Below are 26,400 nucleotides of genomic sequence, written 5' to 3' on the forward strand. Positions count from 1 at the left end.
ATGTCAGTAAAAATCCTATATTAGCAATTAGCAATTAGCAATTAGCAACACGCTTGTTTATAACTATCAACTTGCGTTACTAGGATTTTCGCCGTACTCCATACCATTCGCTTCAGCGTAGCGCTTCATAAACCGCATGAATCGTTCCCAATGGTCTTCCCTATCAAGTTCAAATTTGCATTCTACCCGCTCTAGTTCATCTCCTTCTGGTCCGCCGAAGATTAATTTTATCGAACTTGGCTCAACGCTTATGACTCCTTCAGTATCAATTAACCGCATTGAGTTAGAAGATCTTTTTGTAAAGCTGTTAAATTTTTCGGTGGCTTTCAATTGCTTGAATGTCATCATGACTGACCGAACTCCCGAAGAGCGATTCCGCCGCAGACTGACATCGCTTAGTTCTTCTGGAATTCCTTCAAAAAATTCTATCTTAGGGATTGGGGAGGTCATGTTATAAAAAAATGAAACTTAAATTCTCATTATAAGGCATTGGGTGCGTTTGAGCGCGAATTCTGTTCTACGTCCCCGTTTTTATAGCGGTTTATTCAACAAGGGGGTAGGGACTAAGGCTAAAGTAAGTTTTGTCCCATCCGGGAAACTTTTTTGAATGCCGTGTCCCTACATTGCCATTTTTTTTCGCATCAACAAGGGGGTAGGGACTAAGGCTAAAGTAAGTTTTGTCCCATCCGGGAAACTTTTTTGAATGCCGTGTCCCTACAATGTTGTGTTGCACCCAATTGAAAACCTCTGGAACTGGGTAATTTTCGCTTTCATCCATTGGTTTTCAAGGCTTCTACGGTTTCTTGTTGCTGACAGCGTTCCAGGTAAATTTTTGCCACTTTATCCCCGGGGTTAAGGTGTAGGCAATGGGAAAATAGTTGTGCTGCTTCTGATAAATTTCCTGAATTATAGAGGACGATTGCTTGTTTAAATACTGCCGCGTTGAAAAGTTTACCTTCTTTGACTTCCGGCAAATCGGCATCAAAGACTTCATAAACAATTACTTGTTCGGATTTTCCTTTAACTTTTACTCGATCGATCCGGCGGATGGCATAATCGGCAGGATTATTTAAGGCTAAAAAAGTTTTCTCAGAAATTAACAGCGCCACGCCATAATTTTTAGTTAAGCCTTCAAGCCGAGAAGCTAAATTAACGGCATCGCTAATTGCTGTACCATCCATGCGCGAGTGTCCCCCGACTGTACCCAGCATCATCGAACCTGTATTGATGCCAATGCCAATTTTGATGTGAGGACGACCCAGTCTGCCCCTGTTTGTGTTAAATTCGGCTAGTCTTTGCAGCATGGCAATTCCCGCTTTGACGGCATCATCTGCGCTGCCGCTAAAGAGTGCCATAATCGCATCGCCGATGTATTTATCTATAAACCCATTATTTTCCAGAATCGCCGGTTCCATGCGACTGAGATAGGCATTAATAAATTTGAAGTTTTCTGCCGGGGTCATCGTTTCCGAGAGAGTTGTGAAGTCGCGAATATCGGAAAATAGCACCGACATGTCTTGCTGTACTTGGTCGCCTAATTGAACATCAATAATGCTTTCCTTGTTTAAAAGTTGGAGAAATTGTCGCGGGACAAAGCGCGAGTAGGCTACGTTGAGTTGAATTAGTTCGGTGGTTAATTTGATCCGGTCTGCTTCGGCTTTTTTGCGTTCGGTAATATCTCGAAAAACGATGATGGCATAGTTAACTTTGCCATCTCGATCGTAGATGGGAGTGCCCCAAACTTCTATGGGAATAATCTTATGTTCTTGGTGGATTTCTATATCTTCCACGGCAGAAATTTCGCCCCTCAATGCCCGTACTATTGGCAACTTCTCGACCGGGTATAGTTGATTGGTTCCGGCAATATAGGTTTGGTAAACTTCTGCTATTTGCTCTGCGGTGGCATCGGGTACGACTCCTTTGCCCAAAAGCTGCTGTGCGGCGTGGTTAAAGTAATAAAGTTTACCGCTGGCATCGGCGACGACTACTCCTACAGGCACCGCTTCTAGGAATTGAGCCAGCTTGCGTTCGCTTTCGCGAATTGCTTCTTCGGCTTTATGTTCTAAATCGGTAGCAAGGGCATCTGCGTGTTCGGTTGTCGTTTCCAGCAAAATTTCTAGGTCGGCTTTTTCCTGCTGTAATTCTAGGCTGTTATAACCGGCGATCGCTATCCCAGATCCGGTGAATGCTACCAACGGGGCAATAACCGGAAACCACCAGCTTGCCAGAAAAGCGACATAGCTGCCACCGACTAGCATCACCCCGCCAAGCAACAAGCTAATCAAAAAAACCGTAGCTTTGAGGGCAAGACTATCGGCAAACCGTTTGGTGTCGAGTACGATCCAACTAGCGCCAGCACCCGCAAACGACCAAAGCAAAATCCACAGCCATTCTATCGGTTCGTCCCAAACTCGGATAAAGGGACGCCCTTCAATCGCAGCACTTAAAATTTGGCTGGTGATGTTGGCATGAATGACAACACCGGGAGTTCGCTGAGGGCTGCCGTTCTCTTTGCTACTGTAGGGTGTAAAGAAAAGGTCGTTGAGGCTAGCCCCCGTGGCACCGATTAAAATAATCTGATCGCGTAAACTATTTGGCGGTATCCTGTTCTCCAGAACATCCTTCATCGATAGATGCTGAAAATTTTCTAGCTTTCCCCGATAGTTCAATAAAATTTGGTAACCACCCGTATTGGCACGTACGTAGCCGCCTTCATTTCCCATCAGCGGCATAAATACAGCTTTACCCAACCCCAAGTACTTCTTCTTGGCATCGAGCATTTTCAGCGTCATTCCCTCGGCTTCCAAATACATTAAAGCCAGGGTTGTTCCCAAACCTAATTTTGTTTGACCTTCCCCTGTTCTGATAGATATCAAACCCCGACGCACCTTGCCATCGGCATCCAATACTAAATCTGCCAATCCTACGCGATCGAGTTGCTTTAAAATCGGCGGTGGGGGAACCGCATTGCCTACTGCTTTCTCGACGCCGATTAAGTTGGGTGTATTCTTGAATAATTTAACTAATGCTTGATGACCCGGTTCTACGGGTAAATCTCGATACAAATCCAAGCCAATCGCTTTGGGGTTGTGCTTTCGCAAATTTTCGATTAATTTAGCTAAAACGGCATCGGGAACTGGCCATTGTCCGACATGGGTGATGTCTGACTCGTCAATGGTGACAATGGTAATGCGGGGATCGACGGGTTCCCGGGGACGCCAGCGAAAAAATTGATCGAAAGTCGCCCACTCCATGAGTTGGAATAATCCCAGGGAACTGGCAGTTATGACCAATCCTGCTACGCTGGGGGCAATTGTCAATATCCCCCGGTACTCCCAAATAGTTTGTCTGAGTTTTGACCACATCGATCTTGTATACCCAGCGATATGATGAGAATCTGGGTAGTCTGCCCCATTTTATTCGCTCCGAACTTAGGCAAAGAAACCGGGTTTGTCGGAAAAATCCTTGGGAAACGGAACGAGCGATCGCAGCAACAAACCCGGTTTCTTGTCGCTATCACCAAAAACCCGGTTTCTGCCAGAAACCGGGTTGCAAGGGCGGAGTTGGTAAATCAAGTTAGTTCCTAGCTCCTATGCCATTTTTTACAGTAACGGCTCTTTGGCGATCGCATCCAAACCCACCGATTTCAGCAGGTCTTGCCAATTAGCGACTAACGTGGTATCGTTTGGCTGCTCGCTTCTTGCTTGGGCTAGGGTTGCCAGTGTATCGAACCAAATGCCGTTTTTTCCATACAACTCTGCCCTTTCCAGCGGTTTCCCCTGGGCTATTTCGCTCTTGAGTTCTTGGTTTAGTTCAACTCGCCTTACTTCCCCGCGTACTCCCGGACTATCGGGTCTTAGTCCTTGGTCGCCCACCATAATAAACGCCCACTGATAAGTCTTGCCAACTTCTAGCGCCGGGGCGTTATCTGGCAGTTTGACGCTGACAATCCCCGTTTGACCGTTGATGGGGATTTTGGCCTGATAAACAGCATTGTCGCTGTCATCTCTCAGGCTAAAAAATAGCTCTTTTGCCGCGCTGTCGGCAACGTATACAAAGAACGTCGGACGTTCCGTTGTGGTTAACCCGTCTTTCGTTGCTGGCATCAACGGTACGATACATCCGCCGCTATTTGTCACCGCTTGCAAGCATCCACCGTTCCGGGATGCTCCCCCTGCGGTGTCGTCCGGTTTTCCGTCTCCGGGGGGTTCGAAGGTGATGCGAGCGATCGTACTAATCCGTTGGGTTTGGGCGCTGTTCGGCGACGCAGTTTGAGCTTGTACTTTTGTTAACAAGCTTGGTGCGACAACGAGTTCTAAAAACAGGGCGGTGGACAGCAGCCCCAGAAATTGAATAGATTTTTGCTTAGCCATTCGCTTGTAACCTCTGAACTTTTGCTTTCTTTGTCTGACGAACTTACACCCTTTTGATTCTCCACCCGACTTACTTGCTTTGATGGTGGTATGGGATGGGATGTAAAAAAATTATAATCTTCATTATATCTTCATATAATTCCTTGCTCCTTCATCATATCTTCATCTTATCGTTCCCCCCTTCTCCGTTACAATTCCTAAATCTATATTAATACGGATACGTGAAAATTTCATGAATTATTTGTGACTTTTTACGATTTAATTTTTGCTTTGAGAATATGGCGTCTCCGATCGATTCAGTCCTTACAGTCAACACTTCACGCCAAGATCCTCTGTCTGGCTCGCTGCTGGGAACGCTGATTTTTCATGGCATCTTTCCTGATACAAACGTGAGAAAAGTCGGAAAAGTCGGAAAAGTCGGAAAAGTCGGAAAAGTAGGTGACGCCAAGAAATTGATTTCCCACATTTTCCGCTTCTGGCTCACCTTCATGGCATTTGAACCGACGCCTTCACAGCCAATTTCCCACTAAAACAAAGGGTGCCCAGTAAAACGGATGCTGGTACTTAGTTTGCTTGAGCAGGTTCAGCTGTGCGGTGCGAAGCGCTTCGGCTTTGCGGACTCCTTTGGATAGTTCCTGGTAAAATTCCGACATCAGTTGGGCGGTGGATTGGTCTTTCACCGACCACAGGGTTGCCAGGGTACTGCGGGCACCAGAGCGCACCGCCACGCCTGCCAATCCCAATGCAGCTCGCTTGTCGCCAGCGGCGGTTTGACAGGCACTGAGAACGAGCAATTCAATCGGATTGGCATTGCCTTGTTCTCTAAACCGCAATAAATCTTCAAATTCTTTGACTTTAATTTTTTCATCCCAAGTGAGAATAAAGGTTTGTTCTGGATTGGAACTAAACTGACCGTGAGTGGCTAGGTGAATTATAGGAAAAGAAGTCGCTTGGATTTGTTTTTGCAAATTTTTTTCCGTAAATTCCCGATCTAGGAAGGTTCTAGCGGGCAACTCAGCAGCAATTTGTTCGACTTCCAGTTTGACTCCTGGCAGTGCTGCAAAGCCTTGACGGGCTTCGGTGAGTCCGGCTGTTAAGACTTTGAGCTGTGCTTGAGCCAGCGCGCGCGCCTCCAACAACTGCAAACCCGGTGTCACTGCGATATTATATTTTTCTACTAGATAATACTGACCGTTGTGCAGCGCCGCCATCGGTAAATTACGCAGGGAACCATCTAAAATAAATACCAGTGTTTTTACCAGACTCCCAGCTAGTTCGGCTTCAATTGGTCGGATCAGCCAGTCATAAATTTTCTGGGAAACGCGCAAGCGATCGCGAGAAGAGAAAAATGGGTTGAGGGATTCTAGCAACTCATCGATGGCCTTTTCTACTTCGCTTTGGGGTAGTTCGCTCGTGTAGCGGCGCAAAGATTCTCCTGGTAGGGAGACGATAACTTCTAAGCGGTCTTTTAAAATAATTGGATAGAAGACGGCTGCGGTGGGATCGATTTGCTCAATTTGCTGCGGTTTGGCTCTCAAACAAGCTTCCCGGAAAAAATTCTCCAATTCGGCTAGTTGCAGCGCTTCCAGGAGTTGACGAGCTTGCTGGATGTTTTCTTGGGAGGGATTAAACTGCAATAGCAATCCGACTAACTCGCGGTAAACGGGTTCTACGCTATCGCGAAACGAGAATTGTACGTCGGAATTGACCGCTACTAAGTCGCTGCGGAGGGATTGGAAGGTTTTAACGGCTTCGGTGTAGGATGCGATCGCACGCTCCCAATCTCCCCGCTGTTTAAAAATCTGCCCTAGTTGCGCCTGAGTGCGCCCGACAATATCATCGGCTCTAATTTTTTGAGCAATTAGTAACGCTTGCTGCGTTAAGTTTTCCGCCTCTACCCACTGCTGGGAAAGTTCGTACAACTTTCCTAGCTCAATCAGTGCGTAAGATTCGGCTTTGGGATCGTTAAGCGAGATCGCCTGTTGCACTGCAACGGCTAAAATTTTGGCAATTTCTTGGGAATTGGGAGTTGGTAATTGATTGTCTTTCTCTAGTTCGATCAGGCTTTGGGCATAGTTTACTTGAGCGTAAACCGCATCTCTACTGGGAGATAGTTTGGCTAATTCCGCTTGTATATTAGGTAACGATGCTCTCGCTGTTGCTTGCTGTTTAGTTTGTACTAGCAGGCTTAATTGGTTGAGTAAGGCTTCCAGTTTAGCGATCGCGTTCTTTGCATTTTCTGCGGCTTTCTGGTATAATTCCAAGGCTAATTTAGGATCGGGTGAGATTCTAGCGGTATTGCCCAAGGCGAAATAGGCGGCACTTATATCGGCGGCAGAGTTAAGCTTAGATGCGATCGCCAAACTTTGCTGGAGAACTGCTTGACTGCGCTCCAAGTCTCCCGTAACTTGCAAAGCGATCCCCAAACTCCGCAATCCGGTAGCTTTTAGCAGCGAATCGGGTGAGGCAAGCAGCTTTTGATTGACTTGTTCTAAAATAGCCTGAGCGCGTCGGTACAGTCCCAAAATTTGCAGCGCTTGAGCTTGGTTAATTTGACTGCCGAGTATGCCAGTTTCATCTTTTGCTTGAGTATAAGCTTTTTCTGCTAATTGCCAGGTATTGAGGGCAGCTTCAGTTTGTCCGAGTGCGAGTTGGAGACTCGCTTGGGTATTGAGTGCTTGCGCCAAAATTAGGGTTGGGATTCCAGTTCTATCCCCCGATTGGATCAAGTTCAAACTTTTGGCAATTGTTTCACTTGCTTGTTCCCACTGTCCCAACTCTTGATAGACGTTAGATAGGTAAGTGAGGGTAACAGCGAGATGGAAGCGATCGCCTTGTGCTGCCAATTCTTTAACAGCTTGTTGCCAAACAGCTGCCGCATCAGAAAACCGTCCCGCCTCGTAAAGCGTTCTGCCTTGTTCTAAAACAGTTAAAGTATGATTCTGGATTTTGCTCGTTCCCAGGTTGCTGCCTGGGAAAGCATATTTTGGATTAAAAGAGTGAGTAGTAAGCGATTGGTTATATTTTTGACTATGACCCAATTTAAAATCAAAGCTGGCTGCGGGAAATACAGTTATAACAAAAAACAGGGTCAGCAAAGCTAACCAAACGCTGGAATGAAGGGATTTTAAAGGCGAAAAAATTTTTGTTATCACCTAGACCTCCGTGAGAGTGTGGAAGCCCTGTGTCAAAATACCAGGGAGGAAACACGACTGGGGGAATATGTTAAAAGCCATAGGAGTAGCCATCCTTTTGATCAATTGGTGTACAAAATCTGTGACTAACGCCAGCAACGCGACCTCTGGACGTGGCAATATCAAAGCTTCCAGTTTTACGACAGAGTAAACGTCCAACATACTCGCCTACTTTTTTTCCGGAAAGTACAACAGCTTTGACAATATCGCCAGTTCTGAAACCAAAATGAACCTGCTGGCGTTGGCGGTGACGAGTAGGAAAGCCGTAGCGGTCAGTGCCGCACATTTTGCGAGTTCCCCACCCAGTACACTTAATTCGCAATCGTTGCCGAGTTAGTAACTTTATGCTGTCAATGTTGGAGAGCTTGGGTAGTTCAAATCTTGTTCGGTTGTACTTAGTTTGTCCTCCCGTTCCTGTCCTTGTGGGCAAGATGCCTTCCCATGTATGGAACAATGCCCACCGAGTAGAGTTAACAGCAGTCGCATCCTTCAATGAGGCTGTTGCTTGACGTTTAATCTTCTCCAACCTAGCGCTGTCGGTTTTCCAGAACTCGTCAACCAACTTAGTTGCTTTTTTTAAGTTGCACTTTTCACAACTGAGGGGTTGACGATACCGAGTGTTACGGTTACGACGACTACGACGTAATGACCGCCTAGATGCCAAAGAGTCTTTTATTTGCCATCCTCGATGCTCTAACTCGGCCGCCCAGATAACTTTATTATCATCACGGATTGCCATTCCAGTAAATCTGCTACCAGCGTCTAGTTTGATGGTTAATGGCTTTGGTGTTGGGGTCAAAACTGCGTGTTTCGCAATGATTGTAAAAGGATACATTCTGAAAACAGCGGCTTTTTGTTTTGTCAACAATTCCCTCGCTCGTGCTGGAGGGACTGGGTTGAGAGGTTGAAAGTTTTGGTCAACAACGAATAGGTAATTTTGCATTGCTGCATCCTTTTTACAGGTAAAGTTTGCGCGCGCCTTTGTTTAGGGTCGGTACTATTCAAACGACACTGGTTTAAACCATAAGCCTGTTTAATCGTGAGGTTCTAGAATTCAGGACTAGCAAGCATCCGTCGATTGGGTCTTTAACTCTTGCCCTAAACGGATAGTCTGGTCAGCTAGGGCTATAAGGATTGCGCCTCTTGCCCCGTCTATGGGAGAGCGGGGTTGCTGACTTGCTCAATTACCGCTATTAGAGCTGTACCAAGAAGGGGAAGAGGTTTTTATGAGAACGAAATTGAGAACTTACGCAAACACCAAAGTTTCTCTGAAAAATCCTTGAGCAAGAAAACTAGAGATATAGTAAGAAACTTTGGTGATGGCAAGGTCTGGCGTAAGTCCTGATAAATTTACTTTCTTCCCTCTCCCTCTGCCTTGACGAGGCTTTATTTATCGGTACAATTAACTGTTCTATACCAGGAATCTTGAGGTGCATTCGCTACAAGTTCTACTTGACCATTTCGATTAATTACCCATCCCGTTGCCTCAATAATTGGTTGGTTATCAGTTGTCGGTTGTCCTGTCTGGGTTGTACTGGAACGACCGACAGAGGACACCGGACGAATATCCCGCCAAACAGCGCGACCTCTGAGAGTTTGAGAGGGGTCTGAAGGTAACCCGCCGCGTCCGGTAACTACAAAACGATTACCCCGATCTGCGGCACATCCAGCGACAATTTGATTGCTGGGGTCGACGAAATTTTCCGGCAGCTGGACTATGGTAGCAGCGGGATCGAGATTGGGGGTGTTGATTTGTATAGTGCCGCTTAAAGCAGGAGTTCCCCCAGTAGCGGTAATGTCGCTTTGGGGGGTGATTCGTTGCTGGACTTGAGCGCCGAAAATACCTTGGGCAGTAATATTCACATTTCCCCCAAGACTAGCTACAGAATTAGCGGTGATGTCGCTATTTTCTAAAGCAGCTAGGGCATCTGTATTGATAGTAATATTGCCGCCGTTTCCCTTTCCGCCTAAATCGCCAGCAGTAGCGGAGATAAAGCTGTGGCGGCGCATGACAAGCGAGCGCGAGCGCACGGTAAAATTCCCTCCTACACCCGTTTCTGATGTTCCCTCCAAACCCCCTTCATTGTCCATCAAAATGGCATTAGCCACGACTTCTAAATTTCCTGCATCCCCCGTTCCCTGAGCGCGAATGCTCACTCTTCCTTTATCTCGCAGAATTAACCGATCTGTATATATCCTCAAGTTTCCCCCATTACCCGTAGATCCCAGTTCCGTCACCGAAGTGATGGCGCTAAAACGCCGACCATTGGGGGTAGTTCCCACCAATTCCACCGACTCGCTGGCGTTAATAGTAATATCCCCACCCTCTCCTCCACCAAACGAACTCGCTGCTAAAGCTGCACCGCTGCCCAAAATTAACCGCCTGGTATTTACGCGCAATTCTCCCGCATCTCCAGTCCCTAAACCGCTAGTAAAAACAGCACCAAAAGCATTGGCAACGGGGGAAATTGCTGCTAGAGAAATCGGATTGCCGCTGTATACTTCCACCGACTCAGAAGCGTTAATAGTAATATCTCCACCGCGTCCATTGCCAAAACTGCTTGTTGTCAGAATTCCGTTATCTCGCGCTATAAGTCTTCTCGTATTAACTATCAAGTTTCCAGAATTTCTGGCGTTTCCCCCTGCCGTACCCGCAGCGATAAAAGCGGCGATCATTTCCACAGAATTGGCAGCATTGATTGTGACATCTCCCCCCTTGATATTTGCATTTTCCCCGGCATCACCAAAGGTGCTAGCGGCAATATAAGCGCCATTTTGCAGCCTAAAATTAGGGGTATTAACTGTAATAGCACCTGCAAAACCAGAGCCAAAGTTGAGGGTAAAAAAGCCGTTTATGAGGTCGGTGGGAGTGATGGTTCCAATCGCAAATCGCAAGACAGTTTCTTCATATCCGCCAGTGCCGATAATTTCTACTGACTCGGATGCATTAACTGTAATATTTTCTCCAACGAGGCCACCCAAGGTAAAAGATGACAGGCGCGCACCTTCGCTTAAACGCAAAGATCGCGCTTGGACTTGAATTGCACCGCCACCCGTCCCGCTGGTATCAACCCTTGCCCCACCTAACAGTTGAATATTCCCAAATTCGGTCGGTAATTGCCCATTTTCAATTGTCAGTTTGCCATTCTTATTAACTGACAAATCACCATTAATAACCGACCAAAGTTCAATCCGTCCCCCTGGGGTTGTTGGCACAATATTTCCATTAACAATGGCTAGGGGAATTCCGCCAGCCGTTAACCCCGAATACAACGGATTATTGCTGCCATAAATCGTTATATTCCCTCCCAACAGTGCTAAAGTTTGTCCAGTTTCTACGGCAAGATTAGACCCTTGCACTTGAATTGCAGCGTTTGGATTTGAGCCAAATTGCAAGCCAATGGGTACATTAATTGTTAGCAGAGGTGGGGCGGTGGGATTGGTCGCAGAAAAACTACTACCATCGGCAAATCTAATGCTGTTGGCGGTACTGCCGATAAACGAACCACCGATATTTAACCTGGCATTGGGGCCAAAAATAATGCCGTTGGGATTAAGCAGAAATAAATTAGCGGTTCCCTTAGCGCTAATTAATCCATCAATATTAGAAATGTTTCCCCCCGTGACGCGGCTAAAGATATTTTCGATCCCCGAACCATTGTTAAAAAATGCCGCACCGCCTGTAGGGACAGAAAATTCGCCAAAACTGTGAAACAAGCTTTTGCCAGTTTGAGTACCGCCTTCAATTTGAAAATTATTCCCGTTGGGGATAACAATCGTATTGTTGGGCAGCGTCCGATCCGGGACGATTTGTGCAAACGCAGAGCTAGTGGCACTTAGCCACAAGAGAGAAATTGTACCCAGTTTCCCAGCTCGACCAGAAAGTTTCATGGTGTTATTTTTTCCTTTGTTGCCGCTACATGCTCCTCATAGGATCTGTAAACGCACCGGAGATAAAATTTTTATTTATACCATATTTCTTTGGAATTGTCAAAGGAGGAGGGGAGCAAACGCTTTGGCTCAGCCCCCACGAAGAGCGCTTCGTGCGTAGGCTTGCAGGAGAATCACCCCCAGATAAATAAGAAATATTACTTAGCTTAAATATTAATAATATTTACTTACAAAGAAGTAACGAACAAATCCACTAAATTAATAAAGGTAAATAAAATCTCAATCAACAAGAGAGAATGCCATGCACTTGAGTGAAGTCACCCATCCCAACCAGTTGCACGGGCTGTCGATACATCAACTTAAGCAAATTGCCCGTCAGATGCGGGAAAAGCATTTACAAACCGTGGCGACGAGTGGCGGTCACCTCGGCCCGGGGTTGGGTGTGGTGGAACTAACACTAGCACTTTACCAGACTCTAGACCTAGACCGGGATAAAGTCATCTGGGACGTGGGACACCAAGCGTATCCCCATAAAATGATTACCGGGCGTTACCATCGCTTCCACACCCTGCGGCAAAAAGATGGTATTGCCGGGTACCTCAAGCGGTGCGAAAGCAAATTCGACCACTTCGGTGCCGGACATGCTTCCACCAGTATTTCCGCCGCGTTAGGTATGGCCTTGGCGCGGGACGCCAAAGGGGATAACTATAAAACTGTCGCCGTGATTGGGGACGGTGCTTTAACCGGCGGTATGGCGCTAGAAGCGATTAACCACGCGGGACACTTGCCCAAAACCAACCTCCTAGTGGTGCTAAACGACAACGAAATGTCGATTTCGCCCAACGTGGGCGCAATTCCCCGCTATTTAAACAAAATGCGCCTCAGCGACCCGGTGCAGTTTATCACCGATAATTTAGAAGAGCAGTTCAAGCACCTGCCCTTCGTCGGCGAATCGTTATCCCCCGAATTGGCGCGGGTAAAAGAAGGGATGAAGCGCCTAGCAGTGCCAAAAGTCGGGGCGGTATTTGAAGAACTCGGCTTTACCTACATCGGTCCGGTAGACGGGCATAATTTAGAAGAATTAATTGCCACATTCCAACAAGCCCATAAAATTATCGGGCCAGTTTTGGTACATGTCGCAACCACCAAAGGCAAGGGTTACGAAATTGCGGAAAAAGACCAAGTTGGGTACCACGCCCAATCGCCGTTTAATTTAACAACTGGAAAAGCGATTCCTTCTAGCAAACCCAAACCTCCCGCCTACGCCAAAGTCTTTGCCCACACTTTAGTTAAACTTGCCGAAAATAACCCCAAAATTATCGGCATCACCGCCGCAATGGCAACGGGAACGGGTTTAGACAAACTGCAAGCCAAACTACCCAAACAATACATCGACGTAGGCATTGCCGAACAACATGCCGTTACCCTCGCCGCTGGGTTAGCCTGCGAAGGAATGCGCCCGGTTGTCGCAATTTATTCTACTTTCCTGCAACGCGCCTACGACCAAATTATTCACGATATCTGCATTCAAAATTTACCCGTTTTCTTCTGTATGGACAGGGCGGGAATTGTCGGTGCAGATGGCCCAACGCACCAAGGAATGTACGATATTGCCTATCTCCGTTGCATTCCGAATATGGTGTTAATGGCACCCAAAGATGAAGCCGAATTGCAACAAATGCTCGTCACAGGGGTTAATTATACTGCTGGCCCGATTGCCATGCGGTATCCGCGCGGCAACGGTTACGGCGTCCCCTTGATGGAAGAAGGATGGGAAGGATTACCGATTGGGAGGGCCGAAATTCTGCGCCAAGGCGATGATGTACTGTTGTTGGGTTACGGGACAATGGTATATCCGGCAATGCAAGTTGCCGAAATTCTCAGCGAACATGGAATTGAAGCAACGGTAATAAATGCCCGATTTGCTAAACCTTTAGATACTGAATTAATTGCGCCGTTAGCGAAGAAAATTGGACGAGTTGTCACCTTAGAAGAAGGTTGCGTCATCGGCGGTTTTGGTTCAGCCGTTGCTGAATCTTTGCTGGATAATGATGTAGTCGTGCCAGTGAAGCGGATTGGCATCCCCGATATTTTAGTCGATCATGCCGAACCGAACGAATCGAAGGCAGATTTGGGCTTAATGCCTGCACAAATTGCCGACCAAATTCGCACGGCTTTCTTTAAGCAACAACTAACAACTGTTAGCTAGCTTCTCTCATTTTCTCGTTTTTCTCGTTTTCTCGTTTCCAGGTTCTACCTGGAAATGTCTTACGGCGGCTCTGCCGCCTTAGAATAGAGGCAGAGCCTCTAGTAAGGCGTTCCAAGGTAGAACCTTGGAACGAGAAACGAGAATAACCTATTAAAATATTTGTGTACGCAGATGATTGTAAAAATTTTTAAGAGAGGTTTTTATGTTTAAGGATATCACTTTAAGAAATTTTAGAACGCACAAAACAACAACTATAGAACTTCATCCAGTAACGTTATTTATTGGCAATAACAATTCTGGCAAAACTAACTTTTTGGCAGGAATACAACACTTTTCTGGATTGGTAAGGTGGGGGCGTCCTGGACATCGCGATCGCACGGTAAAAGCAACAAGAGATTTATATCCACATCAGAACAAGTTTGCTAACAATCAGCCCAGAGGATTTAAGATTAGTTGTAAAAATGTATTGGGAGAAATTATATATGAAATGGAAGTGTATGAAAATAAGGATTTTGTTGGGAAAGCCGGCTGTAAAGAGAAAATAAATATCAACTTATTTGAAGCTGGGAAACCTGTAGAAATTAGTAGTGGTTATGAAAAAGCTACTGATGCGATCGCTCTCAGAGGTGATATTCAAAATAACGAAACCTTACCCGAATCTAAAAAAAGATTGTGTAGCGCTTTTTTCCGAGATTTAGCCTACACATTTGATTATCACTTTCAGCCATCTTTTCTTAAAGGTTTAGTTCAAAACGAACAAATTCAATAAATTGATGAAGCTACTGATAGCGAGACAGAATTATCTAGTACAGATCGCGTTAAAATTCCGGCTATTTTGGGTCATAAAGGGCGTAATTTTCCAAAAAATATTTCTTATTTAACTCAAACAGAAGACGAAAGCGAAAAGAAAACATTTGCCCGATTTACGGCTTTGATGCGACGGTTTAATCCCAACTTTTACGGAACTCAATATGATTTAGAACGTTCTAAGCTGACATGGTTATTTGACCTGGGACGGAAAGCAACAGACCGCCCGCTTGATGGATTTCCACCTAATGTTTTATCAGATGGATTTTTGAAAGCAGGAGCGATTAGTTTGCTAGTATCTTTACGGGAATTACCTGCTCTAATTGTTTTAGAAGAAATAGAAAACAGTATAAATACTGGTAACATTCAAGAACTGATGAATTGGATATGGCAAACAACATCTCCCGACAAAGAAGGATATGCACCTCAATTTATTATCACTTCTCATAGCCCTTCTGTTTTGCGGTAATTCAGCGATCATCTAGACTATGTTTACAACTTTAGATTCGATAAACGGACCGGACAAAGTAATGTGAGGAATTTAAATGATGCCCTTGATGTACTTGTGGGAGTGGGAACGGTAGAAGGTGAAATTATAGAAGATGAAAAAACGGGTAAACGGTTGGTAAAAATTCCTAAATATCAGCTAGCAGAACTTTGGTATTCCGGAGCAATTGGGTAGAATTTAATGGGACATAGAAATATAGCTGTTATTGGAGATGGCGCTACAGATATAGCAATTTTTTTGAAAATTATTGCCGAGGTAATTTTATCATCAGATAGTCTAACTACAGTCGAATTAAACAGGCAAAGCAACCTGCACGACTGTGTGGAACGTTACTGGACGGTGGTAAAGAAGAAAAAAGAAAAAGAGTATTACCTACCTAGCGAACATGCGACGCAACTACAAAAAGATGTGACAAATATTTTGATGGGTGCTTTTGATGATTTTGAAAATAGAGGAACAAGTATTATTTCTAATCAAGATATCTTGTTGGTAACAACTGACGCCGAAATTGTGCTGTCTAAACCAAACGATTACTTCCAGGAATGGGCGTTCAGTATTTCCAAAATATTTATGGGTGCTATCGACAAATTTTACAATATCAAAACAATAGAAGGATATTATGGTGAATATTTACCGCTCATAATCCCAATCGTTACATTTCCCTGTAATGAAATTTTTGTAGCGGCTGCGAAAAATATATCAAATCCCTATGGAAAAAAGCCAAGTGAGTTAAAAATTTTACTATATGGGACTGACGATCTGGCAACGCTCAGGGAAGAAGAACTTCAAGAAAAAGCACTAGATTTTATAACGCCTGACAGTATTCAGCGGATTTTTAGTTGCCTACCGGAGTCCAGAATATTCATTCAAATGTTATCTTTTGGGAAAGTTACCCTAGAGCAAAATTATGAAACCTAGCTGTTGTGTCTTCCCCAGTGGCGAGGGCATCGCATCCGCTATCATCTTGGTGAATCTTGGCAAAAATATACGAAACTAATATACTGACGACCAAAAAGAGCAACAGATATGCAACCCGCCAACAACGTTTACCCCGTTATTTGGGAAGAAGACCGCGTTTTCCTCATCGACCAAACTCGCTTGCCCAACGAGTACGCAATGGTAGAAATTAAATGTTATGAAGATATGGCGCAGGCGATCAAAAATATGATAGTTCGAGGTGCGCCGGCAATTGGAGTCGCTGCCGCTTACGGGATGTACCTGGGGGCGCGGGAGATTGAGACAGAAGATCGGGAAGAGTTTATCGCAGAATTGGAAAAAGTTGGCGAGGTGTTGGGGGCGACACGCCCGACGGCGGTAAATTTATTTTGGGCGATCGGGCAAATGCTGAAAACCGCCCGCCAAACTCTAGGATCGGTAAGCTACATCAAAAGCGTTTTACTCACCAAAGCGCAAAAAATCAACGCCGATGATATCCAAATTTGTCGGATGATAGGCGATCGCGGTCTAGATGTTCTACCCAAAAACCCCCAACAGCTAACAATCTTAACCCACTGCAACGCCGGAGCCTTAGCTACAGGCGGATACGGCACCGCTTTAGGCGTCGTGCGTTCTGCATGGCGCGAAGGTCGTCTAGCAAAAGTATACGCCGACGAAACCCGCCCCCGCTTGCAAGGCGCTAAACTCACCGCTTGGGAATGCGTACAAGAACGCATCCCCGTTACGGTTATTTCCGATAACATGGCGGCGCATTGCATGAAACAAGGTTTAATTCACGCCGTAGTCGTAGGCGCAGATAGAATTGCCGCTAACGGCGATACCGCCAATAAAATAGGCACGTACAGTTTGGCAATTGTCGCCAACGCGCATAAAATTCCTTTCTTCGTCGCTGCACCCCTTTCTACAATTGATTTTGAATTACCCGACGGCAGCGAAATTCCCATCGAAGAACGAGATCCATCTGAAATTTATCAGGTAGGCGAGGTAAACTTAACCCCATTTGGGGCAGAATTTTATAACCCCGCCTTTGATGTCACCCCAGCCGACTTAATTACAGCTATCATTACCGAACATGGGGCGGTTACACCAAGTCAGCTAATACAGTTTCAAACCAGACAAGCTGGATAAGAAAAAGCGAGAGGGAGGAGAAAAAGTGTTGTTTGATAGAGACAATATAGCGGATTGCAGGCGCATGAGGTACACCTTCGTTTGTGTAGCGGCAGCATTAATGCTGCCGCTACACAAACTAAGCCTTTTGGCTTTCCCTCACTCGCTTGCAATCTGCTGTAAACGCCGCTTCAAACCTCTGCTTTTTGCTGCAATTTTTATTGCAGGTATTGTTTTGACCCTTGTTGGGTCTAGTTTATTTCAACCTGCGGTTAGCATACCTGCAATCCTCTCTCAAACACCTGCAACCCAGAACAGAAATTCAACCGCACCAGAAAACCTCGGTCAACAACTGTTTCAACAAGTAGTCGAATGCGTCAAAGGTAAAATTACCAATCCCAACGAACTCAACGAGGTGGCTTTGCAAGCAGCTTCCACCCAGTGTATGTTTGACTTGGTGCTGCTCAATCCCAATGGTACCGTCCGAGATGATGCCAGCGATCGCCTCACCGCCTTTGTCCAATTCAGCGGCGTTAGTTTCCCTCAACCCGTCGCTAAAGGTCAAGCAAACATTCCACTAAAATTGCTACCAGATAGCCAACTTTTTACCCTTCCCGTCCAAATTGGCAGACAAACCAAAACCTTTTTATTAGATACAGGCGCTTCTGGTTCAATTATCGATAGTCAAATCGCCAAACAATTAGAACTAGAAAGTACCCCCGTTCCCACCGAACTGTTCAAATATACCGTAGTGGGAAATAACTGCTCCAACGTACAAGTTAACTTACATCCTTTACCCGTTCTCACAGTAGCAGGCGCGGAGGTTGAAGGAATTCTTGGCATGGGACTGCCCCAAACCTCTATTCCAGGCAATTTATCTGGAGTTTTAGGGCTTGATTTTTTAAGCAATTATGATATAATAATAAATCCTAAAAAGCAGGAACTCAAACTTTTACCCGCTTCGCCTCCAGTACAAAATGCAATTCCCTTAGTCGGAAAATTAGGCAGTATCATCGCTCAAGTTAGGGTGAACGGAAGGGGGCCATTTTCATTCCTTTTAGATACGGGCGCATCTACAGTTGTAGTCTCAAAAAGATTAGTTCAACAATTGGGAATTGACGCAACTAAAGCAGAAGAAATCGACATAGTAGGATTTTGCGGCAACGAAAAAGGAAAGAAAATAAAATTAGAAAAAGTCAGCTTACAACAATACGAATCAACTCAAATCGATACCGTAATCCTGGAAAACAATAATCTTTTTAACTTACTGGGAATCGACGGCATTATCGGTCAAAACTTCCTGAATAAGTATCAGCAACATTGGCGATTTGGTAAACGGAATCCCCTGGGATATGCCGAAACAGGGAGTTTAGTATTAACGCGGCAATAGAGAAATCGGTTTTCTAAACTTGAAATTTATTTCAACGGATAAAGCGTATCCCCTGTAACAGGATCGAACACAAACAACCGATCGAGATCGAATTGGATCGAAATGCGATCGCCCACCTTCCCCCTCCAACTTCCCCCCACCTGAACATTCATCTGTACATCCACCCCATCTAACCCAACGCGAAGCAAAACCTCCCTTCCCAAAGGTTCCAAAACCTTAACAGAAGCTTCTAACTCTCCCTCCTCTTCTTCTTCGCGCTCTTCGCGTCTTCGCGGTTCAATTACTCTTATATCTTCCGGACGAATACCCAAATCAAAACCTTTTGCTAATTGCTAATTGCTAATTGGTGATTTTTGGCGATTACCCATTACCCATTACCAGATTTTCTAATTCTGAAACCACTTGCTCTAACTCGTCAATAATCGGCATTGAACTTGCTCCGCGAAATGCCTCAACTAGGGCGCGATAATACCACAGCGTGCCATCTTTTCCACCTTTGAAGCGTTCCCAAACCGATTCGCCCAATATTTTATAGTCTCTTAAAATTGAGCGCGCATTATGCAATTTATCCGCTGCGGAGACTAACAGCACCGAGGGGGAAGCGGTGGGGATGTCGGCGATGTATGCTTCTTTGCGTTGTCGCCAGGGAGGTTTGGGCGTAGTATCGGCGTCGGTGCAACCATCTACAATTGCGGTGACGGTATCGCCGAAGCGACGGCGAATTTCTTCTCGCGTGGGGTCTCCGCCTTGATCTTCTACTGCGTCGTGGAGCAGGGCAGCGATTGCTTCTTCTTCATTTGCCCCATATTCCAAGGCAATGCTGGCAACCCCTAACAAATGTGCAACGTAGGGAACCCCGCTACCCTTGCGGACTTGGTTTGCGTGTAGCTTAGTTGCATAAGTTAGAGCTTCTGTAAACCGTTCTGAAAGAATCATTTTTTATATTTGGTAATTGTAGTGTTTTTTAGTTTTGCCTTCGCTCAGATAGTATAATATAAAAATCCCTAATCCCTCATATGTAGATTCAAAAAGATGTCTGGCGATAGTGAATTTCCCTTTGTCCACATCAAAGATGTTAATCCTTCGCTCAATTCTGATATTACTATCTATATGTTGGAAAATTTTGGGGCTACTATTAAATTAGCTAGCAAATATCCAACCCAAAAATTGAGAGTACAAATCTGGACAAATGCTTTAACCAAGCTAAACAGCGAAGGAAATTGGCATAGCATAGACTTTGACTACTCATCCAGAGAAGCAGAATATACGTTCATCTTTCAAGGTGGTTTCATGCCTACGAGTGAAGGTTTTTATCAATTTACTTATAGAATCGGGCTTGAGGATGACGATCGTTGGCAATGGGTAGGAGAGTTTAAACAGAATGGATATCTTAAAGTTGAACCTCCATCTCCCTTGATGAAATTGACGCAAGGCCCAAGTTACGTTGAGTTTTTACCGCAGGTTTATGTGGGAAACTTTATAGCCGCTTCCCAAGCTCAGCAACTTGGAATAGATGCTGTCCTCAACTTGGCTACGGAATTTAATTTAACTTTTCCATCTGATTGTAAAATTGTATCTAAAAAACTGGGAGTTTTAGATGGATCGCAACATCCTATCGGTGATGAAGTATTATTAGAAGCTGTTAACTGGATAGATGAACAAGTTAAGCATGGAAAAAAGAAGGTGTTAATCAATTGTAGAGCAGGTATTGGCAGGAGTGGCTCTGCGAGCATTGCCTATTGTTTCTACAAGCATCCTGATTGGAGTTACCAACAAACTCTAGATTACATTTGGAGCAAAAAGGCAGACATTTACTCTCATAAACATCTGCAAGAAAGTTTGGATCGCCTCTTTCCCAGGGGGAAAAAATAGCATAAAGTTTGTTAAATAACGTAAGTTGCTAATTGCTAATTGCTAATTGCTAATATAGGATTTTTACTGACCTTAGCCATTAGCCATTAGCCATTAGCCCCGCTTCGAGAGATAACTACCAACTTGAGTTAAATAGGTATGCTTCAGGCGGGTCGTATTAAGAATTTTTTGCCATATTTCCTGGCGTGGCGAATTTAGCGCGAAAAACGTTGAGAAGGTACTATCGCTCGCTTATTGTCATGCAGAACAGGTGGAACAGCGCGATACGCTTGCCTAAGGTCCTACCAGACTTTGCCAACAGTCGTTTGGACTCTGCGATCGCATCCCCAGTCTGGATATTAACCTTTTGCGCGACAGACTGTCCCAGCAGCAAGAGGCGGGATCTGACCAAAATGGGTGCGAAACCAACCCGGATATTTTTTTCACAACATAAAAAACTAAAATTATCCCAAATCATATGGAACTCGATTTACAACATTCGATGGAAGAAAACTCCTTGCCAGATTTAATCGTGCCAGGAACTGTAGCGGCGGGTGTTACCGACCAGTGTGGCGAGGCACTAGATATTTCGTTAAAGTCGCCCCTACTGGCGGAATTGATAGATCTCTACACCTACGATCAATTAGAAACAGCGTTTGCAGCTTGTTTGCAAAAGTTGGAAACCCTGACGGGTTACCAACAACCAACTGACGAGCAAATTCAACAATTAGAATCGAGTCTTGCTCAAATGCAGTCAGAATTGGTGCAGATGCGTCAGGCAATGGCTAAGGCTTTTACTGCTCAAAAGCATACCGAAAAACAGTATAACTTTGCTCAATCGATAGCTAATAACTGGGAAACGCGCGCTCAAATTGCCTTGCAAAAAGGCCATGAAAATTTAGCTAAAGAAGCTTTATACCGGCAGAAAGCGAACGCCAGTATTGCGGCTTCGCTGAGATTTAGTTTGGATTGGCAATTGCTTTTGTTAGATACGCTTAAACAAAACATCATTGAATTGGAAGTCAAACTTTCACAAATGAAAATCAAAAAAAAATTACTCGCGGCACTAATAAATGCCAAAGGTATTCAGCAAATTGAATCAGCATTGAAAGCGAGGTGGCAACAATTGGAAATCCTGACAAATTTCGACCTACCGAATTACGCACAAATTCAACGTTTGGAGTGGCTGATATCGCAAATGCAGTCAGATTTAGTTTATATCCGTGCCTGCACTACTCAAGCTACTACTGCTGAAAATAATACTCGAAAACAATTTTACTTAGCTCAATCTTTAGCCAACAACTGGCAACGACGCGCTCGGATATCCGCGCAAAATCGCGATGAAGCTCAAGTAAAAGAATGGTCTATCCGGCAAAAAGCCGATGCCGATAGTGCTGCTTGTCTAAAAATTATTTTGGATTTGCAAACTGCTCAAGTAGATCTACTCAAATATAACTTAAGTGCCCTGGAAATTACAATTTCTCAAGTGAAAACTGAGAAAGAGTTGCTCAAGGTATCTGCCTCGCTGCAAAATTCGATCGCTCGCGCCGACAATGGTAGCAATACTTCGCTGTAGGTAGTTCACGTGGGTTTGGCGCAATTTGTGTACCAATGGTTCACAAAATGGTAAAATAATTGGTAACTTGGAGCGAGGAAATAGCCATGAATGGCGCAAGTCCCGATGGTTTTTACGACCTTACTACCAACGCCGATAATTTTCAGTTAACGGTAGGATTTCTGGCTGGACTGCCATTGGGATTGCGTGGGTTGGAGGGAAGCGATCGCATCGTCGGATCTGCTGCGCCTGAAATTATCTACGGCAATCAAGGTAACGATACCTTAATGGGTGGAGCGGGAAACGATGCGCTATTTGGCGGTAAGAACGAAGATATCTTAATCGGAAACCAAGGTAGGGATCTTTTATTTGGCGACGATGGTGCGGATACTGTTTTCGGCGGTCAAGATGACGACTACCTTTCTGGTAACCAAGGCAACGATGTCCTTTCTGGAGATAAAGGAAACGACTCGTTGCGGGGTGGGAAAGGCGATGACTTGCTGACAGGTTTAGAGGGAAATGATATTTTAATCGGCGACTTTGGTAGGGATACTTTAATCGGCGGTGCTGGGGAAGATACCCTAGTATTGCGAACCGATACAGCTGTAAATGATGCCGCTAGTGCGGATATTATCCGCGAGTTTAATAATGGGTTGGATCGAATTGGACTGACTGGAGGATTAACCGCAGCGGATATTGCTTTAGAACCAGGTTCTCTCGGTCCCGGTATGGGAGATACGCTGATTAAAATTAGGGCATCGGGTGCAATTTTGGCTTGGGTTGAAGGAGTATTGCCAAATCAAATAGGAAGCGATCGCTTCATCTCTGTTGATACCTTACTCACCACCGAAGGCGATGCGGTTAACAACCTGCTATCTGCCATCCCTCTAGATAGCAGCATTGTGCGAACCGAAACCCTATCTTCCACCCCAATTAATATTTCTCTTGATTCATTACCCCCACCTTTCCAAACTCCCAGCGTTGCCAAACCCGCGCAAGTAATTCCGATTCCAGAAAACCCCGTTTTGCAAGTGCCAGCAGGTTTTCAAGTTAACGTTTTTGCCGCCGGATTAGACAAACCTCGCTGGTTAGCAACAACCCCCACTGGCGATGTATTAGTAACCGAAACGCCAGAAAATCGCATTCGCTTGCTGCGGGATACCAACGGGGATGGCGTCGCCGATATTCGGACTACTTTCGCCGCTCCAGAAAATGGGTTAAATTTACCGTTTGGCATGGCATTCGCAGGCGGCTATTTCTATCTTGGCAATACGAATGCTGTGGTGCGGTTTCCCTACAGCAACGGACAATTACAAATAACAGGAACGGGGGAAAAAATTGCCGACCTACCCAGCGGCGGACACTGGACGCGCAACCTCGCCGTTTCTCCAGATGGACAGAAATTATATGTCTCAATTGGGTCTTTATCTAATGTCGATCCAGAACCGGCACCGCGCGCTTCTGTAATTGTGATGAACCTGGACGGGTCGAATCGCCAAACTTTTGCTTCGGGGTTAAGAAACCCCACGGGAATCGATTTTAATCCGATTAGCGGGAAACTTTATACAGTCGTCAACGAACGGGATGGGTTAGGCGATGACTTGGTTCCAGACTTCCTCACAGGTTTAAGTTCGGGTGATTTTTATGGTTGGCCTTATACTTATCTTGCACCCAATAAACTCGATCCCCGTCGCACAGTTAACGGACAAAGCGAACGTCCGGATTTAGCAGCAACTACCAAAACGCCGGATGTATTGTTCCAAGCGCATTCAGCACCTTTGGGACTGCAATTTTATGACGGTCAAACTTTCCCGCAACAATATCGTAACGGTGCGTTTGTTGCGTTTCGAGGTTCTTGGAATCGGGATCGAGGAACGGGGTATAAAATTGCCTTTGCACCTTTTAGTGCCGATGGTCGTCCGTTAGGTAATTACCAAGATTTTCTGACGGGTTTTCTAGTAAATCCATCTGTCCCGACTACTTGGGCAAGACCTACAGGTTTGCAAACTTTATCTGATGGGAGTCTGCTATTAACCGATGATACTAATAACCGGATTTATCGGATTCAATATCGGGGTTGATTGGGGCGGATTTGATACCAAATTCTTTTTAAATAAACCGCGAAGACGCGTTAGCGTTCGCGCAGCGGCGCGGATGCGCAAGAGCGATTCAAGGGTAGCGAATTAGGACGCAAAGAAGAAGAGGAAGAAGATAAGGGGGGATCTGTAGCATTAAGGCAGAAAAATGATATTAGACCTCTCGATACAATAAACTCAATGGCAGGCAGGATGCCTACCCCACAAGAGTTATGGGAGAGGTGTTTTGTCAGTGAATGGGGATTGGCATTTTCATCTTTGCTCTACCCAGCGGCGAAACAGTTCTACAATGATGTGAATTCGCCCATCTGTTTCTCGCACCACATCGTGGCGCTGGAGATTTTTGATTGTGGCTTGCAAATTTTGGCAATTTGTGGTAAGGGAACCGGCGATCGCATCGAGAGTTAGACCTTGGGGATGGGGAGCGATCGCGCGTAGTATAGTCTGTTGTAGAGCAGCACCCCGCGCCGCCTGACCCCAAACGCCATCAAAGTAGTAGCGTCCGCGCTGGAAGAATTCGGGGTGATTGACGACAGCTGCCACATCTTCGACAGTGAAAACATGGTTGCGGGGGCGTCCTTGCTCAAAAACTTGGTCGTTGTAGCGGCGAACTAATTGGAAACCAACTAACTGAACTAGATAGGGTTGTCCAGCAGTTAAATCGTAAATTAGATCTAATGATTCGGGGGTGTAATCGAGGAGAAAGTCTGGATCTGGATTGGCTAAGATTTGACGAGTAGCTGCAGGATTTTGGCAACCGACGGGGATAGGGATAACGCTGGCGAAAAAGGGTTGAAAGTAATCTTGTCATTTCTTCTAAAGTATGCAAACCCGCGAAAGCAAAGGCGATTTTAGTACTCATTTGCACCAGTCCTCTGAGAAATCCCATAAAGTCTGGAGAGATTTTTCCGGTTTCGATTAGTTCTGCGATTTTCTCGAATTCGTCTAAGGCGATAATTAACCGACATTCTAGCTGTGTTTCGACCTGTTTTAAATAGCGTTCAAAAGTACGGTAGGGAAGGTTTAGCAAATTCTCATCGGGTGGGGGTGGCAGATTTACAGCAACAGAAATTTCATCGCTAATTGCCATTAACACTTCACCGACGCCTTGGGGGGTATCTCCTAAAAGCAGTAAGTTGACATAAGCGACTTTTACTCCTGCACCTAAACGGTTAGTAATGTTGAGCAGGATGGAAGTTTTGCCCATGCGTCGGTGTCCGTAGATTACTACAGATTGCAGCTGATGACTCATTATCCAGAGTTCTTCTAGCTGTCTGATTATGTCTTCTCGCCCGACAAAGAGATTGCCTACAACTGGGTCGCCTATGACCTAGGGATTAATAACAGGTTTGGTGATAGAAACTTCACCAACTTCACCAGCTACTTGCAACAGCGCATTTTGCCAAGTTTTAGCAATGTCTTCTATTAACTCTCGTTCTGCTTGCGGTAAAAAGTTGGCTGTATCTAAAATACTTTTTAGTTCGCCTTGGGCGCGGTTGAGAGCGAAGGAACGAGTAGAACGAGACGCGCTGCGCTGAACAAGTTGGATATCTTCAACAACTCGACATAAAGATGTAATAGCTTTCCAGGTAATTGGACGGAGAAGGGGTTCTTTTGGGAAAGCAGGCAATTGAATAGCAGCAACAGTCGCTAATTCTTTCGCAGCGTGAAAGGTTGCTAAAGTTTGGGCGAGGATGAACATTTCCTCACCGTATAGAAGAGAACGCACTACTGCAAAAGCTTCCATTGCTTTCGCTGGTTCTTTTTCATGCAGATACCAGAAACCAGCAGCAGTAGCACGGGCAGGAGTATCTAAGCGAATATCTGTTTTAAAACGAGCTTGAAGTTGTTCTTTCCAGCGACGAGGCAAGAAAAAGAACACAGGGGGGGAGAAGAAACCTTTTACAAACTTTGATTTGAGCGTTTCATTCAAAGAAGCAGAGGCAAAACGTACTAACTGCCAATCAAAAGCGCCCGACATTACGCCCGACATTACGCCCCACATCACGCCCCACATCACGCCCAACGCCACGCCCAACGCCACGCGAAACCAATTAATCGGAACCTGTATTTCCTGAAGAATTACACCCACAGCCACAGGTGTAAATACTGTCAACACTAACCCTTGAAAAAGCAACTGACGCTGGACTGCATTTTGACGCAGTAATTCCCATCCCTTGTCCCAATTCATTTCCCGTTCAGGTATATATCCACCCCCAAATCTGTCCACATACCACCGCAAAGCTTGGGGAAAGAAAAAGACCCAATACAACAATCGCAGGTAATCTAGCGGGTTCCATAATGACAGGGGTCGCTTCAGTTTTGGTGCTAAATCTAAGCGGGGAACCGGGCGGTGTTGGCTCATTTGATATCATGTTCCATTTTCACTCAGCTGCAAATCCCGCGAGGAAATAAACCCGCCCGCAAACTTATAGCGGTTTGCAAAGGTTTTGAAATACACT

Annotated in this window: 21 protein-coding genes and 2 pseudogenes; 12 read left to right on the plus strand and 11 right to left on the minus strand. The window is 45.3% G+C overall.

The annotated features are described in order from the left end of the window. Positions 1-66 precede the first annotated feature (66 nt). The 5 genes from psb28 to MiSe_RS00845 form a co-directional block, all read right to left on the minus strand. Entirely contained in the window at positions 67-450 is a 384-nt protein-coding gene (psb28, locus tag MiSe_RS00825; RefSeq protein ID WP_226572844.1) for a photosystem II reaction center protein Psb28, read from the minus strand. Between the two features lie 91 nt (positions 451-541). After that, positions 542-778 carry a hypothetical protein gene (locus MiSe_RS00830; protein WP_226572846.1) on the minus strand — a complete coding sequence of 79 codons (237 nt, stop codon included), beginning with the start codon at positions 776-778 and terminating at the stop codon, positions 542-544. Beyond that, positions 771-3,365, minus strand: coding sequence for a CHASE2 domain-containing protein (locus tag MiSe_RS00835; RefSeq protein ID WP_226572848.1), 2,595 nt, complete (start codon positions 3,363-3,365; stop codon positions 771-773). The genes MiSe_RS00830 and MiSe_RS00835 overlap by 8 nt, the downstream gene beginning before the upstream one ends. Positions 3,366-3,431: 66 nt before the next feature. After that, the gene (locus tag MiSe_RS00840) at positions 3,432-3,575 is read right to left on the minus strand and encodes a hypothetical protein (protein ID WP_226572850.1); all 144 of its coding nucleotides are present in this window, start codon (positions 3,573-3,575) and stop codon (positions 3,432-3,434) included. A gap of 27 nt (positions 3,576-3,602) precedes the next feature. Continuing rightward, on the minus strand, positions 3,603-4,373 hold the full coding sequence (locus MiSe_RS00845; protein ID WP_226572852.1) for a DUF928 domain-containing protein: 771 nt from the start codon (positions 4,371-4,373) through the stop codon (positions 3,603-3,605). Positions 4,374-4,651: 278 nt separating this feature from the next. Between MiSe_RS00845 and MiSe_RS00850 the strand changes: the two genes are divergently transcribed. Continuing rightward, a complete protein-coding gene (locus MiSe_RS00850) occupies positions 4,652-4,903 on the plus strand; it encodes a hypothetical protein (protein ID WP_226572854.1) in 252 nt (83 codons plus the stop codon). Here the strand turns inward: MiSe_RS00850 and MiSe_RS00855 are convergent. The 3 genes from MiSe_RS00855 to MiSe_RS00865 all read right to left on the minus strand — a co-directional run bounded on the left by MiSe_RS00855 (position 4,883) and on the right by MiSe_RS00865 (position 11,458). Continuing rightward, the gene (locus MiSe_RS00855; protein ID WP_226572856.1) at positions 4,883-7,528 is read right to left on the minus strand and encodes a CHAT domain-containing protein; all 2,646 of its coding nucleotides are present in this window, start codon (positions 7,526-7,528) and stop codon (positions 4,883-4,885) included. The genes MiSe_RS00850 and MiSe_RS00855 overlap by 21 nt on opposite strands. A 70-nt stretch (positions 7,529-7,598) precedes the next feature. Further along, positions 7,599-8,510, minus strand: coding sequence for an RRXRR domain-containing protein (locus MiSe_RS00860; RefSeq protein WP_226572858.1), 912 nt, complete (start codon positions 8,508-8,510; stop codon positions 7,599-7,601). Positions 8,511-8,953: 443 nt separating this feature from the next. Beyond that, entirely contained in the window at positions 8,954-11,458 is a 2,505-nt protein-coding gene (locus MiSe_RS00865) for a two-partner secretion domain-containing protein (protein WP_226572861.1), read from the minus strand. A gap of 301 nt (positions 11,459-11,759) precedes the next feature. Between MiSe_RS00865 and dxs the strand changes: the two genes are divergently transcribed. The 7 genes from dxs (at position 11,760) to MiSe_RS00900 (ending at position 18,436) form a co-directional block, all read left to right on the plus strand. Further along, positions 11,760-13,667, plus strand: coding sequence for a 1-deoxy-D-xylulose-5-phosphate synthase (gene dxs / locus MiSe_RS00870; RefSeq protein ID WP_226572862.1), 1,908 nt, complete (start codon positions 11,760-11,762; stop codon positions 13,665-13,667). A gap of 202 nt (positions 13,668-13,869) precedes the next feature. Continuing rightward, complete coding sequence (locus MiSe_RS00875; protein ID WP_226572864.1) at positions 13,870-14,436, plus strand: AAA family ATPase; 567 nt, start codon at positions 13,870-13,872, stop codon at positions 14,434-14,436. 66 nt (positions 14,437-14,502) lie between these two features. Beyond that, the gene (locus MiSe_RS00880; RefSeq protein ID WP_226572865.1) at positions 14,503-14,943 is read left to right on the plus strand and encodes an AAA family ATPase; all 441 of its coding nucleotides are present in this window, start codon (positions 14,503-14,505) and stop codon (positions 14,941-14,943) included. Between the two features lie 63 nt (positions 14,944-15,006). Next, positions 15,007-15,156, plus strand: coding sequence for a hypothetical protein (locus MiSe_RS00885; RefSeq protein WP_226572867.1), 150 nt, complete (start codon positions 15,007-15,009; stop codon positions 15,154-15,156). A 6-nt stretch (positions 15,157-15,162) separates the two neighbouring features. Further along, on the plus strand, positions 15,163-15,900 hold the full coding sequence (locus MiSe_RS00890; protein ID WP_226572869.1) for a hypothetical protein: 738 nt from the start codon (positions 15,163-15,165) through the stop codon (positions 15,898-15,900). A gap of 108 nt (positions 15,901-16,008) precedes the next feature. Further along, positions 16,009-17,067, plus strand: coding sequence for an S-methyl-5-thioribose-1-phosphate isomerase (mtnA, locus tag MiSe_RS00895; protein ID WP_226572875.1), 1,059 nt, complete (start codon positions 16,009-16,011; stop codon positions 17,065-17,067). Positions 17,068-17,281: 214 nt separating this feature from the next. Further along, positions 17,282-18,436 (plus strand): retropepsin-like aspartic protease, encoded by a 1,155-nt coding sequence (locus MiSe_RS00900; RefSeq protein WP_226572877.1) that lies wholly within the window; start codon positions 17,282-17,284, stop codon positions 18,434-18,436. Positions 18,437-18,462: 26 nt separating this feature from the next. Here the strand turns inward: MiSe_RS00900 and MiSe_RS00905 are convergent, their stop codons facing one another. Beyond that, on the minus strand, positions 18,463-18,747 hold the full coding sequence (locus tag MiSe_RS00905; RefSeq protein ID WP_226572879.1) for a TOBE domain-containing protein: 285 nt from the start codon (positions 18,745-18,747) through the stop codon (positions 18,463-18,465). Between the two features lie 49 nt (positions 18,748-18,796). Then, positions 18,797-19,369: an HD domain-containing protein gene (locus MiSe_RS00910; protein ID WP_444980445.1), complete on the minus strand. Its 573-nt coding sequence runs from the start codon at positions 19,367-19,369 to the stop codon at positions 18,797-18,799. Between the two features lie 99 nt (positions 19,370-19,468). On the opposite strand from MiSe_RS00910, the gene MiSe_RS00915 reads away from it, so the two are divergent. The 4 genes and pseudogenes from MiSe_RS00915 (at position 19,469) to MiSe_RS51885 (ending at position 23,923) form a co-directional block, all read left to right on the plus strand. Next, positions 19,469-20,308, plus strand: a complete 840-nt coding sequence (locus tag MiSe_RS00915; protein ID WP_226572883.1) for a dual specificity protein phosphatase family protein — start codon at positions 19,469-19,471, stop codon at positions 20,306-20,308. A 457-nt stretch (positions 20,309-20,765) separates the two neighbouring features. Then, complete coding sequence (locus MiSe_RS00920; protein ID WP_226572885.1) at positions 20,766-21,863, plus strand: PspA/IM30 family protein; 1,098 nt, start codon at positions 20,766-20,768, stop codon at positions 21,861-21,863. Positions 21,864-21,949: 86 nt separating this feature from the next. After that, a pseudogene (locus MiSe_RS53580) lies at positions 21,950-22,414 on the plus strand (calcium-binding protein); the annotation flags it as partial. A 219-nt stretch (positions 22,415-22,633) separates the two neighbouring features. Then, positions 22,634-23,923 (plus strand): PQQ-dependent sugar dehydrogenase, encoded by a 1,290-nt coding sequence (locus tag MiSe_RS51885; protein WP_444980446.1) that lies wholly within the window; start codon positions 22,634-22,636, stop codon positions 23,921-23,923. A 267-nt stretch (positions 23,924-24,190) separates the two neighbouring features. Here MiSe_RS51885 and MiSe_RS53585 read toward each other — a convergent pair. Further along, a pseudogene (locus tag MiSe_RS53585) lies at positions 24,191-26,303 on the minus strand (AAA family ATPase). Between the last annotated feature and the right edge of the window lie 97 nt (positions 26,304-26,400).

This window comes from Microseira wollei NIES-4236 (assembly GCF_020521235.1).
GTDB lineage: Bacteria > Cyanobacteriota > Cyanobacteriia > Cyanobacteriales > Aerosakkonemataceae > Microseira > Microseira wollei.

Bases quoted from the DNA above. Each gene is read 5' to 3' on its own strand.
- psb28 (WP_226572844.1), bottom strand. From the start codon at position 450: ATGACCTCCCCAATCCCTAAGATAGAATTTTTTGAAGGAATTCCAGAA.
- MiSe_RS00830 (WP_226572846.1), bottom strand. From the start codon at position 778: ATGGATGAAAGCGAAAATTACCCAGTTCCAGAGGTTTTCAATTGGGTG.
- MiSe_RS00835 (WP_226572848.1), bottom strand. From the start codon at position 3,365: ATGTGGTCAAAACTCAGACAAACTATTTGGGAGTACCGGGGGATATTG.
- MiSe_RS00845 (WP_226572852.1), bottom strand. From the start codon at position 4,373: ATGGCTAAGCAAAAATCTATTCAATTTCTGGGGCTGCTGTCCACCGCC.
- MiSe_RS00850 (WP_226572854.1), top strand. From the start codon at position 4,652: ATGGCGTCTCCGATCGATTCAGTCCTTACAGTCAACACTTCACGCCAA.
- MiSe_RS00860 (WP_226572858.1), bottom strand. From the start codon at position 8,510: ATGCAAAATTACCTATTCGTTGTTGACCAAAACTTTCAACCTCTCAAC.
- MiSe_RS00865 (WP_226572861.1), bottom strand. From the start codon at position 11,458: ATGAAACTTTCTGGTCGAGCTGGGAAACTGGGTACAATTTCTCTCTTG.
- dxs (WP_226572862.1), top strand. From the start codon at position 11,760: ATGCACTTGAGTGAAGTCACCCATCCCAACCAGTTGCACGGGCTGTCG.
- MiSe_RS00875 (WP_226572864.1), top strand. From the start codon at position 13,870: ATGTTTAAGGATATCACTTTAAGAAATTTTAGAACGCACAAAACAACA.
- MiSe_RS00890 (WP_226572869.1), top strand. From the start codon at position 15,163: ATGGGACATAGAAATATAGCTGTTATTGGAGATGGCGCTACAGATATA.
- mtnA (WP_226572875.1), top strand. From the start codon at position 16,009: ATGCAACCCGCCAACAACGTTTACCCCGTTATTTGGGAAGAAGACCGC.
- MiSe_RS00915 (WP_226572883.1), top strand. From the start codon at position 19,469: ATGTCTGGCGATAGTGAATTTCCCTTTGTCCACATCAAAGATGTTAAT.
- MiSe_RS00920 (WP_226572885.1), top strand. From the start codon at position 20,766: ATGGAACTCGATTTACAACATTCGATGGAAGAAAACTCCTTGCCAGAT.